Origin of the sequence: Corynebacterium sp. KPL2680, assembly GCF_040225675.1 — a bacterium.
In the GTDB taxonomy this organism is placed as follows: domain Bacteria; phylum Actinomycetota; class Actinomycetes; order Mycobacteriales; family Mycobacteriaceae; genus Corynebacterium; species Corynebacterium rhinophilum.
Genome location: NZ_JBEHFM010000015.1, coordinates 44,630 through 59,991, shown reverse-complemented (window position 1 = coordinate 59,991; position 15,362 = coordinate 44,630). Strand labels below are relative to the sequence as shown.

At 57.4% G+C, this 15,362-nt stretch carries 13 protein-coding genes, 2 pseudogenes and 1 CRISPR repeat array; of the genes and pseudogenes, 11 read left to right on the top strand and 4 right to left on the bottom strand.

Translation table 11 applies throughout. The annotated features are described in order from the left end of the window. Positions 1-168: 168 nt before the first annotated feature. Both ABRP66_RS08605 and ABRP66_RS08600 read left to right on the top strand, forming a co-directional pair. Positions 169-426, top strand: a pseudogene (locus ABRP66_RS08605) (integrase core domain-containing protein); the annotation flags it as partial. 99 nt (positions 427-525) lie between these two features. Next, positions 526-675: pseudogene (locus ABRP66_RS08600) on the top strand (IS110 family transposase); the annotation flags it as partial. A 74-nt stretch (positions 676-749) separates the two neighbouring features. Here the strand turns inward: ABRP66_RS08600 and ABRP66_RS08595 are convergent. Genes ABRP66_RS08595 through ABRP66_RS08585 form a run of 3 tightly spaced genes read right to left on the bottom strand, consistent with a single transcriptional unit; the run spans position 750 to position 3,577 of the window. Next, positions 750-1,514 (bottom strand): ABC transporter ATP-binding protein, encoded by a 765-nt coding sequence (locus ABRP66_RS08595; RefSeq protein WP_237801468.1) that lies wholly within the window; start codon positions 1,512-1,514, stop codon positions 750-752. Further along, positions 1,507-2,394 carry an ABC transporter permease gene (locus tag ABRP66_RS08590; protein ID WP_284785387.1) on the bottom strand — a complete coding sequence of 296 codons (888 nt, stop codon included), beginning with the start codon at positions 2,392-2,394 and terminating at the stop codon, positions 1,507-1,509. The genes ABRP66_RS08595 and ABRP66_RS08590 overlap by 8 nt, the downstream gene beginning before the upstream one ends. Before the next feature lie 13 nt (positions 2,395-2,407). Further along, positions 2,408-3,577 carry an ABC transporter substrate-binding protein gene (locus ABRP66_RS08585; protein ID WP_284785385.1) on the bottom strand — a complete coding sequence of 390 codons (1,170 nt, stop codon included), beginning with the start codon at positions 3,575-3,577 and terminating at the stop codon, positions 2,408-2,410. A gap of 227 nt (positions 3,578-3,804) precedes the next feature. On the opposite strand from ABRP66_RS08585, the gene ABRP66_RS08580 reads away from it, so the two are divergent. Then, positions 3,805-4,350 carry an OsmC family protein gene (locus ABRP66_RS08580; protein ID WP_284771027.1) on the top strand — a complete coding sequence of 182 codons (546 nt, stop codon included), beginning with the start codon at positions 3,805-3,807 and terminating at the stop codon, positions 4,348-4,350. A gap of 62 nt (positions 4,351-4,412) precedes the next feature. Here the strand turns inward: ABRP66_RS08580 and ABRP66_RS08575 are convergent, their stop codons facing one another. Continuing rightward, positions 4,413-5,423 (bottom strand): o-succinylbenzoate synthase, encoded by a 1,011-nt coding sequence (locus ABRP66_RS08575; protein ID WP_284851921.1) that lies wholly within the window; start codon positions 5,421-5,423, stop codon positions 4,413-4,415. Positions 5,424-5,677: 254 nt separating this feature from the next. Between ABRP66_RS08575 and cas9 the strand changes: the two genes are divergently transcribed. The 8 genes from cas9 (at position 5,678) to ABRP66_RS08535 (ending at position 15,349) form a co-directional block, all read left to right on the top strand. After that, on the top strand, positions 5,678-8,977 hold the full coding sequence (gene cas9, locus ABRP66_RS08570) for a type II CRISPR RNA-guided endonuclease Cas9 (protein WP_284864871.1): 3,300 nt from the start codon (positions 5,678-5,680) through the stop codon (positions 8,975-8,977). A gap of 2 nt (positions 8,978-8,979) precedes the next feature. Next, positions 8,980-9,894, top strand: a complete 915-nt coding sequence (cas1, locus tag ABRP66_RS08565) for a type II CRISPR-associated endonuclease Cas1 (protein WP_284869316.1) — start codon at positions 8,980-8,982, stop codon at positions 9,892-9,894. Next, entirely contained in the window at positions 9,878-10,207 is a 330-nt protein-coding gene (cas2, locus tag ABRP66_RS08560; RefSeq protein WP_349838569.1) for a CRISPR-associated endonuclease Cas2, read from the top strand. Before cas1 ends, cas2 begins: the two co-directional genes overlap by 17 nt. 50 nt (positions 10,208-10,257) lie before the next feature. Then, a CRISPR array of direct repeats spans positions 10,258-11,187; the repeat unit is 36 nt; unit sequence GAAGTCTATCAGGGGTAATGAGAACTGAACCCCAGC. A gap of 110 nt (positions 11,188-11,297) precedes the next feature. Further along, positions 11,298-11,759 (top strand): DIP1984 family protein, encoded by a 462-nt coding sequence (locus ABRP66_RS08555; RefSeq protein WP_284783280.1) that lies wholly within the window; start codon positions 11,298-11,300, stop codon positions 11,757-11,759. 300 nt (positions 11,760-12,059) lie between these two features. After that, positions 12,060-13,028: a 1,4-dihydroxy-2-naphthoyl-CoA synthase gene (locus ABRP66_RS08550; protein WP_284783278.1), complete on the top strand. Its 969-nt coding sequence runs from the start codon at positions 12,060-12,062 to the stop codon at positions 13,026-13,028. A gap of 15 nt (positions 13,029-13,043) precedes the next feature. Beyond that, entirely contained in the window at positions 13,044-13,184 is a 141-nt protein-coding gene (locus tag ABRP66_RS08545; protein WP_023028231.1) for a hypothetical protein, read from the top strand. A 66-nt stretch (positions 13,185-13,250) separates the two neighbouring features. Then, complete coding sequence (gene menE / locus ABRP66_RS08540; protein WP_284785382.1) at positions 13,251-14,387, top strand: o-succinylbenzoate--CoA ligase; 1,137 nt, start codon at positions 13,251-13,253, stop codon at positions 14,385-14,387. Positions 14,388-14,443: 56 nt separating this feature from the next. Beyond that, on the top strand, positions 14,444-15,349 hold the full coding sequence (locus ABRP66_RS08535) for a 1,4-dihydroxy-2-naphthoate polyprenyltransferase (protein ID WP_284771023.1): 906 nt from the start codon (positions 14,444-14,446) through the stop codon (positions 15,347-15,349). Positions 15,350-15,362 lie beyond the last annotated feature (13 nt).

The following is a 15,362-nucleotide window of genomic DNA, read 5'->3' as shown; positions in this document are numbered from 1 at the left end:
GACTGAGTACGCCAACCAATGGCACCAAACCCAGGAAGGCACTCAAACCGCCCGGTCTTAAAAACCAGCCCGGCCCACATCGACATGTTTTCCGCCAAGATGCGGTCTTCCACGAGACGGACCACACGATCCTTGGCATCCTGGTCAAATTTTCTCGGCACGTTCCAGATTTTCCCATCTACTCAAACGGAACAAAACCTGGGACACTTCACACAAGCATTTAGAAACTACTGCTCATCGTTAGGTGTACGCCAGTCCATGGGCGCGGTTGGAACGAGTGCCGATAATGCCCTGGCAGAATCATTTAACGCCACCTTAAAGCGGGAAGTACTGCGTGATAGGAAACTCTTTGAAAGTCCAATCAGCTGCCGCCAGGAAGTCTTTCGGTGGTGCATGGGCTACAACACCCGAAGGTGCCACTCCTGGTGCAATCTTGTAGCTCCTGATGTCTTTGAAGCCGAGACTTCAGCTACACTAACTAAAGCAGCACAGCTACCCCCGACGTGTCCACATTTCGGGGGTCAGGCCCTTATGTCGAATTCGCCCAATCGGGCTGGCAACAAAAAATTAAAGAACGCCCTATGGCAATCGTCTTTTGCATCGATCAGATTCCACGAGCGTTCCCGGCAATTCTATGAACGAAAACGCAAAGAAGGCAAAAGACTCAACGCCGCAGCAACCTAAAGTCAACACACCCCCAACAAGCCCACCCACGAAGTTGACAACCTATATAGGAACATCCTCTCGCTCTAGCCGTTTTCGAGCAGCCCAAGGAGCCGTTCGCGCAGCTCATTTTTGCGCTCCACCACCGCGGAGTCTTCGCTGCCGCTGCGCGGGCGGGGCAGCCCTACTTCGATGTCCTCGATGATGGTGGCCTCTGGCCCCGGCGACATCACCAAGATGCGATCCGAGAGCAGCACCGCCTCATCCACGTCGTGGGTGACCATGACCACCGTGCGGCGGTTTTCTTCCCACACATTTAGCAGCAGCGACTGCAGCTGGCGGCGGGTAAGCGCATCCAAAGCGCCGAAGGGCTCATCGAGCAATAGAATATCCGAGCCAATGGCAAAGGCGCGCGCCAAACCGACGCGCTGTTGCATGCCACCGGATAACCGCGACGGGCGCCTATCTGCCGCATGGCCCAAGCTGACCTCATCGAGGAAATCCTGTGCAATCTGGGTGCGCTCCGCCTTGGATAGTTCCGGGCGGGCCGAACGCAGTCCGAATTCGATATTCCCACGCGCCGTCATCCACGGCAGGAGCGCGTGATTTTGAAATACCACGCCGCGGTCTGGACCTGGGCCGGTGACGGCCTCGCCTCGCGCGCGCACCTCGCCGGTAGAGGGAAAAGCGAGGCCCGCGATCATATTCAGCATGGTGGATTTGCCAGAGCCCGATGGTCCCAGCAGGGATACGAACTCGCCTTCTCCAATGGATACGGAGGTATCCCCAATGATCTTGGTTGGGCCGTAGCTTTTAGTAATACCGGCAAACTCGATATGGGCATTAGTCATAGCGCACCACTTTCTGCAGGGAAGCAACGAGGTAATCCAGGGCCAATCCGATGACACCGATAAGCACGATGACCACAACGATGGCGTCAATATCAAGACGGTTCCACATATTCCAAACAAAGAAGCCGACGCCCTGGCCGCCGACGAGCATTTCCGCGGCCACGATGACCAACCAGGCGGTCGATAGCGATTGCCGCATGCCAGTGATAATCCCCGGCAGCGCCGCCGGGCCGACGATATAGAGGAGCTGTTGCATCCGGTTCGTGCCGAGCGTGGCCGCCAAGTTCTTATACGTGGGGTGAATCCCGCGGACCGCCTCGATGGTATTGAGCAGCGTCGGCCACAAGGCCGAAAGGATGATGACAAAGACGGCGGTATTCTCGGCATCGCGAAGCAATGCCAGGCCTAGCGGCAGCCATGCCAGCGGGGATACAGGGCGCAGGATCTGGACAAAGGGATCGGTCGCGCGGCGGAAGGTGTCCGAGGACCCCAGCCAAAAGCCCAGCGGAATAGCTATCACCATGGCGATGACAAAGCCAATGAGCACGCGGCGCAGGGAGGCCACCATGTGCCAAAAGATGCCCACCGAGGCCGACCCATCCCGGTAGAAGGGATCAGAAAGGATCTCTACGGCCCTATCCCAGGTGCGCGCGGGAGTGGGGGCGATATCTGAAAGCCAGCCCGCAGCTGCGACCGCCTGCCAGATGCCGATAAAAACAATAAAAAGCGCGATGCCCAGGCCCATCGCCTTCCACGGGCTATCCCGCCGCTTCTTGCGGCTGGCGTTGGCGGTGCGACCTGGACGGGACGTTGCTTGGGTGTCAGTGGAGTATGCAGTGCTAGTACTGGTGCTGGCGCTGTCATTTTTTACTGTGGTCATAAGGCAAGAGTCCTTAACGCTGGTATCCGGCGGTGGGGTGCAGGGGATCGAAGCTATGGCCGTTGATTTTCACCGGGTCCGTGGTGAGATCGGCTTCGCGCGGTAAGACGGATTTCGTGACATCTAGCAACGCTTGGTCATCCATCCGCATCGCGCTTCCGCCCAGATCCCAGCGGGCCATTTGGGTGCCCATCCACGTAATTGCGGTGGCGGAGGTGCGGCCGCCAAACTTGATCATCTGTGGATCCACCGTGTCCTTGCCGTCCCAAGTGGTGTAGTTTCCGGCGAGCGCCCGCGAAATCAGCTCTTCCTTCTGGTTCAGGTACTTCTCCTTAGCCAGCATGGACGCCGATTCATGGACGTGGTCTGGGCTATCGACGTACTGCGCGCCTTCCTGCAGCGCCGCGACGACGCGGTCGCGCACGCCCCGGTCCACTTCCTTCGCCACGGCCACCGAACAACACGGGTGGTTTTCCCACATCTGGCGGGTGGGAACAAAGGCGCGGCCCGAGCCGGTAGTCAGGGCGCGCTGGTTGAAGGGCTCTGGGCCAATAAACCCGTCGATGGTGCCTACCGAAAGTTGGGCCACCATATCGGCCGGGCGCAAGAGGCGCAGTTCCACATCAGAGACCGGATCCACCCCGCCGGCCACGAGGTAATCGCGCAGCAAGAGCGCATGCACCGAATACTCAAAGGGGATGCCTAGCACCATGCCCTTTAGATCCTCAGGCCGCGACACGGTATCCAGGTGGGAGGTGGACAAGGTCAGTGCCTGCCCGTTGGTGTTTTGCGTAAAGGCCAATTCGGTGGGCCGGGAGGCATTGGTAGCCCCGGCATCGATGGCCAGCGGCATGGGCGAGAGCATGTGCGCCACGTCTAAGGCGCCGGTGGCATAGGCGGTCCAGAGATCCGCCCACCCCGCGAATTTGCGCAGCTCAACGTTGAGGCCCTGCTTTGCGAAGGCACCCAAGCCATCGGCTGCAACCAACGGTGACGCGCACGCGATGGGCACGAATCCGATGGTGAGGGTTTCCCCGCCCTGCCCAGATTTTCCGGACTGGGCGTTGCTTTTCTGCCGCGGCGAGGAGCATGCAGATAGCATCTGCGAGCCTACTGCTACCCCACCCATTGCCACTGCACTGCGCAGTATCTGCCGTCGCGACAGGTTTCGGTTGTGCACCATATGTTCTTTCTCAACTAGACCAAGTGGTTTGTTCAGAATGAACCTAGGCTAGGTACACTATGGTGTCAATTTCTAAATTCACAAGCTAGGAAATGCGGTGTCCTTATTTTTATTCATCACAGACCTGCCTTTCTCTACAAAATAGACCTCTCGTTCTAGATTTATATTTACCTTCGAGCTACCATGGCGCCATCAGTAAATAATCGTCTGATACAAGGAGCAATTTAATGTCTGATCTCACCCCGAACCACAAAGAAGGCGACGCTCTCGAGCCCATTGACGGCGAGAAGCTCAATGACCTAGCACAGAAGAACATCGACAACCCTGAGGGCGCTAAGAAGCACGTCCGCTCCCACACTGAGGCAGACGGTCTCTTCCGCAATAACACCACCGTGCGCGGCCACACCATTAAGGTGGGCGAGCCTTTGCCACTGCTTGGCGATGACTCCGCACCCAACCCCACCGAGGTCGCTCAGGCTGGTCTTGGTGCCTGCATCAACGTTGGCATCCAGGCCATCGCCCAGCACCGCGGCGTTACCCTGACCAAGCTGGAGCTCGACATCGTCGGCGACATCGACCTCTCCCCAACCTGGGGCGTTGGTGACTTGGGCGAGGACAAGCGCCCAGGCGTTTCCGACGTCAACGTTAAGGTCGACATCGACGGCGACGCCGACAAGGAGACCCTGCAGAAGATCGTGGACGACGCCATCAAGTGGTCCCCGGTTGTTAATACCTACACCCGCCCGGCCAACCTCACCCACGAGTTGGTCTAAGGTTTAGATAGACAAAAGCGCCTGGCATATGCCAGGCGCTTTTCTTATGCTTTCAGGCGCAACTACAGGAATTGCCACGATTCCCGCAGGCGCTCGAACCACCACTCGCGGCGGCTAGCCGGTGCGGCCAAGGCGGACAGGCGGTCCGGTTCTGGGGCGAGGATCTCGGCGCGCAGGTGGCCGTCGTGTAGCTGGCGGGGCGCGGTGACATCTTCTTCGAAGAGGCTTCCCGTGGCCAGGCCCGCTGCCGCCGGGGTGACGTCGATATCTTCGTCATCATAGATTTGTGGCAACGCCGCCACCGCAGCCAAGCCCATATTGATGCCAATGGAAGTATCCAGCGCCGAGGCCACTGTAATATCCATGTGCCGTTCGCGCAGGTGCTGTGCCACGTCGAGGACGCGGCGCACCCCGCCCAGCGGCGCGGGTTTGACCACCGCTACATCGGCTGCCTGCAGATCCGCCACGCGGTACGGATCCTCAACCTTGCGAATGGATTCATCCGCGGCCACGCGCACAAAAAGCCCGTTGCGCATGAGCTGCCTGCGCACCTCCACCAGTTCTTCCGCGCTCGCGCAAGGTTGTTCCATATAGTCCAGCGGCATGAGCGCCTGGGCGGCCTCTACCGCCTCGGCCACGCTCCAACCGCCATTGGCATCCACGCGCAGCACCGGGATAACGCCGCGAGCGCTGACGTGTTCGCGGACGGCGTGGACGCGCGCGATGTCATCGGCAAGCGTCTGGCCTTTTTCCGCCACCTTGATCTTGAACGTCCGGCAGCCGGGATAGCGATCCACAATCGCCGGTACCTCGCTGGCGGGAACAGCGGGAATGGTGGCGTTGACCTCTACCCACTCGCGGACGGGCTTAGGAAAACCCTCGTAGGCGGCCTCCAACCCGGCGCGCAGCCACGCGGCCGATTCCGCAGGCCCGTATTCCAGGAACGGCGCAAATTCACCCCAACCGGCAGGCCCTTCAATCAGCAACGCCTCCCGCGTGGTGATGCCGCGAAACTTCACGGCCAGTGGGAGGGAGACTACGTGGGCGCGGTCGAGAACGTCATCGATGTTCATAAGGTCATGGTAGCTGGCATTCCTTACCCCCAACTAAGAAGGGATGTCCACACTGGCTCATCGGAACTACTCAGCAGGGTTAATTTTTACCCCCAATGGGTGGATATATTCTACTTAGCCAACAAATGCTACGAATAATGAGATATATTCTCGTATGAGAACTGAACCTCAGTAAGCGTCGGCTCGTTTCCGGCGTTGAATGCTCCAGCCGAACCTTCGGGTTCGGCTTTTCTCATATCTGAAAGGCCTTTCCCTTGTCCCTCTCCTACCGCGTTGGTATCGATGTTGGCACCTATTCTCTGGGATGCACCGCCATTGAAGTAGATGATAGTGACCAGCCAATCAATATCCTGAGCTCGGTATCGCTTATTCACGATTCTGGATTAGATCCAGACCAGCAAAAGCGGGCGGTAACAAGGCTTGCTTCTTCTGGCGTAGCTCGACGAACTCGTCGCTTATATCGCCGCCGGCGTCGCCGCATGATAAATCTGGAAAAATTTCTCACCGCCCAAGGATGGGAAACTCGCCCCTTTGAGCATTACTCCGATCCCTATCTACCTTGGAACGCACGCGTTGCTTTAGTCAATGGATATATCGCCGATGATGCCCAACGCGGAATGTACCTCTCTATCGCTTTCCGCCACATTGCCAACCACCGTGGCTGGCGGAATCCGTACTGGAAAGTATCGAGCTTGTACTCCCCCGACAAGCCGAGCGATGCCTTTGAACATATCCGCAAAGAACTCGAGGAGTCTTCTGGCCGCAAGATCCCGGAGACCATTACCGTTGGCCAATTAATTTCATTTGCCCAGTTTGGCAAGGACAGGCTACGCGGTGGTGGGAAGAAAAAGGATGAAAAGAAACCACAGGAGCAGGTTAATCAGGCCGTGATCTCGGCCCGGCTTCATCAGATTGATCACGCTCGTGAAATCAACGAAATCTGCCGAGTGCAGAAAATTGATGACACCCTGCGAAAGCAGATTTTAGATCTTGTTTTCGCCGCAGAATCTCCCAAGGGCGCACAAATTGGGCGCGTAGGGAAAGACCCGCTGCAACCAAAGCTACCCCGTGCTCTAAAGGCTTCCGATGCTTTTCAGCAATACCGAATCGCCGCTTTGACTGGAAACCTGCGTATCTACCGCGACGGTGTTTCTATCCCTCTCGACCGAGACGAAAAACTCATCGTCTTTAACTACCTAATCAACCTCTCTCATAAAGAGGAACCAACATGGCTCAAGGTTGCCGAGGTCTTAAACATCGACAGAGGCCAGCTCCGTGGTACTGCCACGATGACCGATGATGGTGAACGCGCCGGAGCTACGCCCCCGGTGCACGACACCAACAGAACTATCCTGGGATGCAAGGTAAAACCTCTCGTGCACTGGTGGGAAGGTGCCAACGACGATGAGCGTGCTGCAATGTTAAAGTCCCTATCTAACTCCGAGGTGGAAGACTTCGACTCCCCAGCCGGAGCACAAGTTCAAGCATTCTTCGCGAATTTGGATGAATCTGAACAAGAGAAACTAGATTCTCTTCACCTCCCAATTGGGCGTGCTGCATACAGTGAAGACACCTTGATGCGTCTGACTAGCCGAATGCTCGACGAGAATTTGGATCTTTATCAAGCCCGCCTGGCTGAGTTTGATATCCCCAAAGACTGGGCACCTCCCGCGCCTCGCATTGGCGAACCCGTTGGAAATCCAGCCGTAGATCGTGTCCTTAAAGGAGTGGCACGGTGGTTAGAAGCTGCAGCAGATGAATGGGGGGCTCCCAAATCTGTGGTCATTGAGCATGTTCGCGATGGCTTCATCAGTAAATCTAAAGCCAATGAAATTGACCGAGCTAATAACACCCGCCACAAGCGGAACCGAGAGCTCTTCAAGCAAATGCAGGAAAACCTAGGCATCGACGGAAAACTGCGTAGTTCAGACTTGTGGCGCTACCAATCCGTGCAAAGGCAGAACTGCCAATGTGCGTACTGCGGCTCTCCCATTACCTACACAACCTGCGAAATGGACCATATTGTTCCGCGTGCGGGGGAAGGCTCTACAAATACCAGGGACAACTTGGTTGCCACCTGCCACCGCTGCAACCTTGCAAAGAAGAACATTCCTTTTGCTGTGTGGGCTGCGCAAACCAATATTCCAGGGGTCAGCGTCAAAGAGGCACTTGATAGAACACGACACTGGTCGGAAGACTCCGGAATGACTTCAAAAGACTTCAAGAAATTCCGCAAGAACGTCTGCGACCGGTTAAAACGCACCGTTGTCGATGAACCTTTAGATGCTCGTTCCATGGAATCAGTAGCGTGGATGGCAAATGAGCTGCGCGGCCGAGTAGCGCAACGGTTTCAGGAAGAAAATACTGTGGTCAACGTCTACCGTGGTGAACTTACTGCGGAAGCGCGCCGAGCTGCAGGCATCTCCGACAAGCTACGGTTTATTGACGGAACTGGAAAGTCCCGACTCGACCGACGGCATCATGCAGTCGATGCGGCAGTCGTTGCGTTTACCCAAAACTATGTCGCGGAAACCCTAGCCATTCGTTCCAATAAACAGCGTGAAGCTCAGCTTTTACAGGCTACCTCACAATGGAAAGAATTCACCGGATCCGATGCAGAGCACCGCGCTGCGTGGAATGCTTGGCTTCCCAAAATGCAAAAACTGGCTGTCCTGCTGCAAAAGGCACTGGATGAAGATCGCATCGCCGTCACCTCCAACTTGCGTTTACGCCTAGGAAATGGGCGTGCACACGAAGACACCATTGGCGAATTGAAGACCGTTCGAGTAGGCGACGCCATCTCCGCCACAGATATCGACCGCGCCTCTAGTGAAGCTTTGTGGTGCGCTCTTACTCGCGAACCGGACTTCGATGAGGAAACCGGACTCCCAGAAAATCCAGATCGCCGGATCCGCATTCACGGTACTTGGTATACCGCAGAAGATGACATTGAAGTCTTCCCTGTAGGTGCGGGAGCCATCAAGGTTCGTGGCGGCTATGCCGAGCTGAGCCGCTTCCACCATGCACGCATTTACAAGATTCCCGGCAAGAAAGCACCGGTTTACTGCATGCTTCGCGTCTATAACGCCGATCTCGCTCAATACCGTCACGAAGACCTGTTTTCTGTTGAAATCAAGCCGCAAACCATGTCTGCCCGACAAGCAGAACCAAAGTTGCGAAAGGCACTGGCAGAAAATACAGCAGAGTACCTAGGTTGGCTCGTCACCGATGACGAGCTGGTCATTGATACGTCTAAGTTCAATACGGGCCAAATCGCAGAGATGCAAAGCGAATTCGGTCAAGTCCGGCGTTGGAGATTGGATGGATTTTTCTCCCCGTCCAAGTTGAGGCTCCGCCCACTCCAAATGAGCGCAGAAGGTCTGCGTGAAGATACTTCGATAGGAGCTAAAAAGGTTATTGACCGACCAGGTTGGCTTCCTGCTATCAATAAGCTCTTTGGTGAAGGACACGTTACTGTGGTAAGACGTGATGCATTGGGCAGAGCAAGGCTTACCAGCCATGCGCACCTTCCAATCTCGTGGAAGGCGGAGTAAAAATGAATGCTGGATGGCGAGTATTAGACTGTCTGAATCTCCACGGTTCACTTCGATATTCTCGAGGTCAACTCGTCATCAGCAAGGAAGACGCTGCGGATGTCGCCATTCCCCTAGCCCAAATTGCAGTAGTTCTTATCGGTTCCAAGAGTTCAATTAGCGGCGCCGTACTTCAGAAATTTGGTGACTATGATATCGCATTGATTGTCTGCGATTGGAAGGGAGTTCCAGTATCTGGGGCATATCCGTGGAACCCGCACTCAAGGATGGGCGCACGACAGCAAGCACAAGCGCAGCTTTCTGTTCCTAAAAAGAAGCAGGCGTGGACTCGAATAGTCGCTGCCAAAATACACGGTCAGGCATCCGTCTTGAAAGCCTTGGAAAAGACTGGCGCTAATGAACTGATTAAACTATCTCGCACTGTAAAGTCCGGAGATTCTGAGAATCGAGAAGCCCAAGCAGCCCGAAAATATTGGTCTTGTCTTTCACATGATCAAGCATTCTCGCGCTTACCTGGCGCCGGCGATCCTGGTTGGAATTCCGCTTTAGATTATGGATACACACTTCTGCGCGGTTACGGGATTCGTGCCATCGCCGGCGCCGGCTTATCTGGAACACTCGGTGTTTTTCATCATGGCCGTGGAAATAACTGGGCTCTTGTGGACGATCTCATGGAGCCCTTCCGACCCATGGTGGACCAGATCGTATTCACAACCATCAGCTATGGAGATGAACTAGATGCTGCCCAAAAGACGGCAATTTCCACTGCTCTAACTTGGGCCTTCGAAGCTGGTGGAAAGTCATTAAGCACCGTTTTTAATGAATTTGGCCAGCACTATGGTCTGTATGTCGAGGGCGCAGTTCGTGACCTAAGGGTACCCCGTTGGGAAGGAATCCTCGATGCCAGCAAAGGATAGTGAACCAATGTGGTGTGTGGTGATGTTCGATCTGCCTGTTAAATCTAAGAAACAAACTAGTGAAGCGAACAAATTCCGAAACCATCTCTTGGACCTCGGATTCTGCAGGTCTCAACTAAGCGTTTATGTCCAGTACTTCCCATTGTCTTCCAGGATCGCTTCGACCGTCAAACAAATAAAGACTGCTCTCCCAGAAGGTGGCGACATCAGGATAATTTCCGTCACTGATAATCAGTGGGCAAAAGCCATCAGATTTTCTAAGGCAGAGCCCGCTGACGTAGAGGAAAAACCATCCCAACTCGTAATTTTTTGAAGAAGGATCACCGATAAACTCCAGTTAAACGGCCGTTTTCGGGCCGCACTGAAGTCTATCAGGGGTAATGAGAACTGAACCCCAGCTTCAATCTATGCGACAATAATGCAGTGAGAAGTCTATCAGGGGTAATGAGAACTGAACCCCAGCATATCGCCCCACGTGACGGAATTGCCGAGAAGTCTATCAGGGGTAATGAGAACTGAACCCCAGCGAGGATCTCATTCTGAGATGTATCTTCCGAAGTCTATCAGGGGTAATGAGAACTGAACCCCAGCCTGACCTTGATGGCAATGCCGCTACGCCGAAGTCTATCAGGGGTAATGAGAACTGAACCCCAGCTGAGCGGGGAAATGTGTCCCGCTTGGAAGAAGTCTATCAGGGGTAATGAGAACTGAACCCCAGCATCAACGATTGGTCTACCCCGGTGGTGGGAAGTCTATCAGGGGTAATGAGAACTGAACCCCAGCCGCGCGGGATGGTTTCGATTATCCCTCGGAAGTCTATCAGGGGTAATGAGAACTGAACCCCAGCCGATTACGCAAATCAGCCATGTGAGTCTGAAGTCTATCAGGGGTAATGAGAACTGAACCCCAGCTACGTGAGGCTGTCTGCCTGACTGATGAGAAGTCTATCAGGGGTAATGAGAACTGAACCCCAGCACGACTTCTTGCCTTAGTGATGATGAGAAGTCTATCAGGGGTAATGAGAACTGAACCCCAGCACGACTTCTTGCCTTAGTGATGATGAGCGAAGTCTATCAGGGGTAATGAGAACTGAACCCCAGCCGATGTAATCCGGGGTGCGGCCGTCATCGAAGTCTATCAGGGGTAATGAGAACTGAACCCCAGCCACATAGACGGTGACTGTATAGAGCTCCGAAGTCTATCAGGGGTAATAAGAACTGAACCCCAGCGTGAGTAGCCATGCTCCCCAGTCTTCGGGAAGTCTATCAGGGGTAATGAGAGCTAAGCTCTGACTGGGAGATCCACAAGCGATGCGTTCACAGCTTCACTTTCGTGTCTCAGCCCCATTGACCCAGCCCGCAACCCCGGCTACTTTGGTTCCTACCTACCCTGAAGGAGGAACCATGTTACTGGCAGAGGCATTAGCAGAGCGCGCGCAGGCGCAGGAACGGCTCACTGAGCTGCGCGAGCGCCTGCTCTCCGTCGTGCGCGTGCAGGAGGGCGATACCCCGGACGAGGATCCGGCCGAGCTTTTGCGCGAGTTGGAGAGCATTACCGGGCGCATCGATAAGCTCGTGCAGGCCATCAATGCCACGAACGTGGCCACCGATTTTGATGGCGAGAGGAACTTGATGCAGGCACTTGCGCTTCGCGATGGCCTCGTGCGCACCCGCCGCATCTACCACGACCTCGCCCAGGCCGCGGGCGCGCGCCAGGACCGCTACTCCCGCGCGGAGATTAAGTTCGTGGCCACGCTTCCGGTAGCAGAGCTGCGCAAGCGGGTCGATGACCTGTCCAAGCAGTACCGGGAGCTTGATACCCGCATCCAGCAGTTGAACTGGAATACGGAACTGATAACTCCATAGCGAAGCTTTAGTCATGCCACGCCGCGCGCGTGGCGGTAGCCTTTGCGCACTTGCAGCGAGTATGCCCCCGCCTTCGAGGGGAAATTCGAGGACATCTAGGCACCCTTTGGCGTTAAAGGGTTGAGGAAGTTCGAGTCTTCCCACCGTATTGATGACCGCGCCGGCATAGGGTACACGGGTACATTGCGGGAAACCCTCGCAGTTATTGAGTATCGATTATTACCAGCATGCTGGGCAGTGCGTAGAGGTGAGGGTTGGGAATGGGGACTAAACTTTTTCGCGCCCACTATGCTGGGCGCTATGAGCGAGCAGAAGAAATACAGCACCGAAAATCCATTCCGCGAGGAATTGTGGCGCCCAGTTGAGGGCTTTGGGGATCTCACGGACGTCACCTACCACCGTCTGGCGGCGGACGGTCGGAAGAATGGGATTGTGCGCATCGCCATCGACAGGCCGGAGGTGCGCAATGCTTTCCGGCCGCACACCGTGGATGAGCTGTATCGCACTTTGGATCACGCCCGCCGCACCCCGGATGTGGGCACGATCTTGCTTACCGGCAATGGGCCCTCGCAAAAAGATGGCGGCTGGGCGTTTTGTTCCGGCGGTGACCAGCGCATTCGTGGGCGCTCAGGGTATCGCTATGCCACCGAGCACGTCCACGACGATGCCACGGCGGATGAATCCAGCGTCGATGAGGCCCGCGCCAAGGTCGAAGGCGGCCGCCTACACATCCTGGAGGTCCAGCGCCTTATCCGCACCATGCCCAAGGTGGTTATCGCCGTGGTCAATGGGTGGGCCGCCGGCGGCGGGCACTCGCTGCACGTGGTCTGCGATATGACCGTGGCCTCCCGCCAGGAGGCGCGCTTTAAGCAGACGGACGCGGACGTTGGATCCTTCGATGCGGGCTATGGCTCGGCCTACCTAGCCAAGATGGTGGGCCAGAAATTCGCCCGCGAGATCTTCTTTTTGGGCCGCACTTACGATGCCCAGCGCATGTATGAGATGGGCGCGGTCAATGAGGTCGCGGACCACGGCGAGCTCGAGGATGCCGCCATCCGCATGGGCCAGGAAATCAATATGAAGTCCCCCACCGCCCAGCGCATGCTGAAATTCGCGTTCAACCTCACCGATGATGGCCTGATGGGCCAGCAGGTCTTCGCCGGAGAGGCCACCCGCTTGGCCTATATGACCGATGAGGCCGTCGAGGGCAAGCAGTCCTTCCTGGACAAGCGCGAGCCCAACTGGGACGAGTTCCCGTACTACTATTAAGGAGTGCCCCGCACCGTGCTCATCGCATTTTGTATCCTGCTCGCGGTCCTCGCCGTCGCGGGCGTGCTCGGCTCCCGCGTGTGGATGCTGCGCCGCATTAAGGAGGCCGAGGCCAATAACGAACGTCCCTTTGATCAGGAGGACACCTACCGCTGATCCCTGTATCGACTCACCCCGGCCGCAACCGGGGTTTGTCCCGCCGTGGCCTTAAGATCTAGTGCCGTGACTATCCTCGCCCCCTTGCCCGTCGATCCGCATGACCCCGCGGCCATCCTGCCGGACCTCGAATCCGCCATTGTCGGCAGGTCCTGCTTTTTGCCGCTGCCGCTTGCCGATGCCACCCGCGCCACCCTCCTGCGCAATTCCCAGCGCGCCGGCGAGCCCATCGCAGAGGACATCGCGCTCGTGGTCTCCACTTCAGGGTCCACCGGCACCCCAAAGGGCGCGCAATTAACGCCAGCCAACCTGGTGGCCAGCGCCGATGCCACCCACCAGGTCCTCGGTGGCCCTGGGCAATGGCTCTTGGCGATGCCCGCCCACCACATCGCCGGCATCCAGGTCCTCGTCCGTTCCCTGGTGGCCGGGGTGGATCCGCTCTGCCTCGATCTCAGCGAAGGCTTTGATATCTCAGCCTTCGCCCGCGCCGCCGCGGAGCTCTCCCGCACCGGCGACCGCACCTACACCGCGCTCACCCCGCTGCAGCTGGCCAAAGCCATGGATGTGCCGGAGGGCATCGATGCGCTCCAGAGTTTCGATGCCATCTTGGTGGGCGGTGCCGCCATCCACCCGCGCCTGCACGCCGCGGCCGCGGATCAGGGCATCACTATCACCACCACCTACGGTTCCTCCGAGACCGCCGGCGGCTGCGTCTACGATGGCCGCCCACTGCCCGGTACGACGGCCCGCGTCCAGGACGGCCGCATCTTACTCGGCGGGCCCACCATCGCGCAGGGCTACCGCAATGCCCCAAGCCACGAGGCGTTTCCCGGAAACGGGTGGTTCGCCACTTCCGATGCCGGCGTCATCGAAGATGGCATCCTCACCGTCACCGGGCGCCTCGATAATGTCATCGACTCCGGCGGGTTGAAGCTGCACCCAGAGGTCTTGGAACGCGAAATCCTCCGGGTGCCCGGTGTTGCCGAGGCGTGCGTCGTCGGTATCCCGCACCCGCGGCTGGGCCAAGCCATCGTGGCCGCCTATACCGGTAATGCCGAGCTTGGCGATATCTTCGAGGCCCTCGAAGACGCCGAACTTCCCCGTTGGCAGCTGCCTAAAGATTTAAAGCACCTTGCGGAATTTCCCACCACCGGCCCCGGCAAGGTAGACCGCCAGGCCGTCGCCGCAGTCTTTAACGCCTAGCCCCCACCGCAGGCCCCAGCTTCCTGATTGCTTTACGCCCACTACGCAGTGGCACAATGGTGGCTATGACTTCATCAGCCGGTAATTATTCCGCGACCGCCAAGGATTGGATCAATGGTGCTCGCCCACATACGTGGGCCAACGCCTTCGCACCCGTTATCGCAGGTACGGGCGCGGCCTTCGGTATTAGCGGCGGGCATATCGGCCGCGCGGTGTTCGCGTTCATCGTGGCGTGGGCGCTTATTATCGGCGTGAACTATGCCAACGACTATTCCGATGGCATCCGCGGTACCGATGATGACCGCACCGGCCCGCAGCGGCTGACCGGCAGCGGGCTTGCGCAGCCGCGCCACGTGAAATACGCCGCCTTTGGCTGCTTCGCCGTCGCCGGCCTGGCCGGAATCATCCTATCCCTGGCCGCTGGTGCCTGGTGGCTCATCCTCATCGGCGCGCTGTGCATCGCCGGTGCGTGGTTTTATACCGGCGGTAAGAACCCCTACGGCTACCGCGGTTTGGGCGAGGTCGCCGTCTTTGTCTTCTTCGGACTCGTCGCCGTGCTCGGCACCGAATTTACCCAAGCCGGCCGCATTTCCTGGACGGGCCTAGCCCTGGCCATCGGCATCGGCGCCATGAGCTCCGGGGTGAACCTGGTCAATAATATCCGCGATATTCCCTCCGATGCCGAGGCCGGCAAGATCACCCTCGCGGTACGGCTGGGCAATAAGAACGCCCGCCTGCTTTTTACGGGCCTACTGCTCTTGCCCTTCGTACTTACCATCGCGGTTGCCTTCGGCAGCTGGCTCGCGCTGGCTGGCCTGGTCTACTTCCCGTTTGCACTCCGCGCGGTGCGCACGGTCAATCGCGGCGCCACCGGACATCAGCTCATCCCCGTGCTGGGGCTGACCGGGCGCGCCATGCTCATCTGGGCAGTGATCGAGGCCATCGCCGTCGCCCTCATCTAGTCCAGGGCTAGGC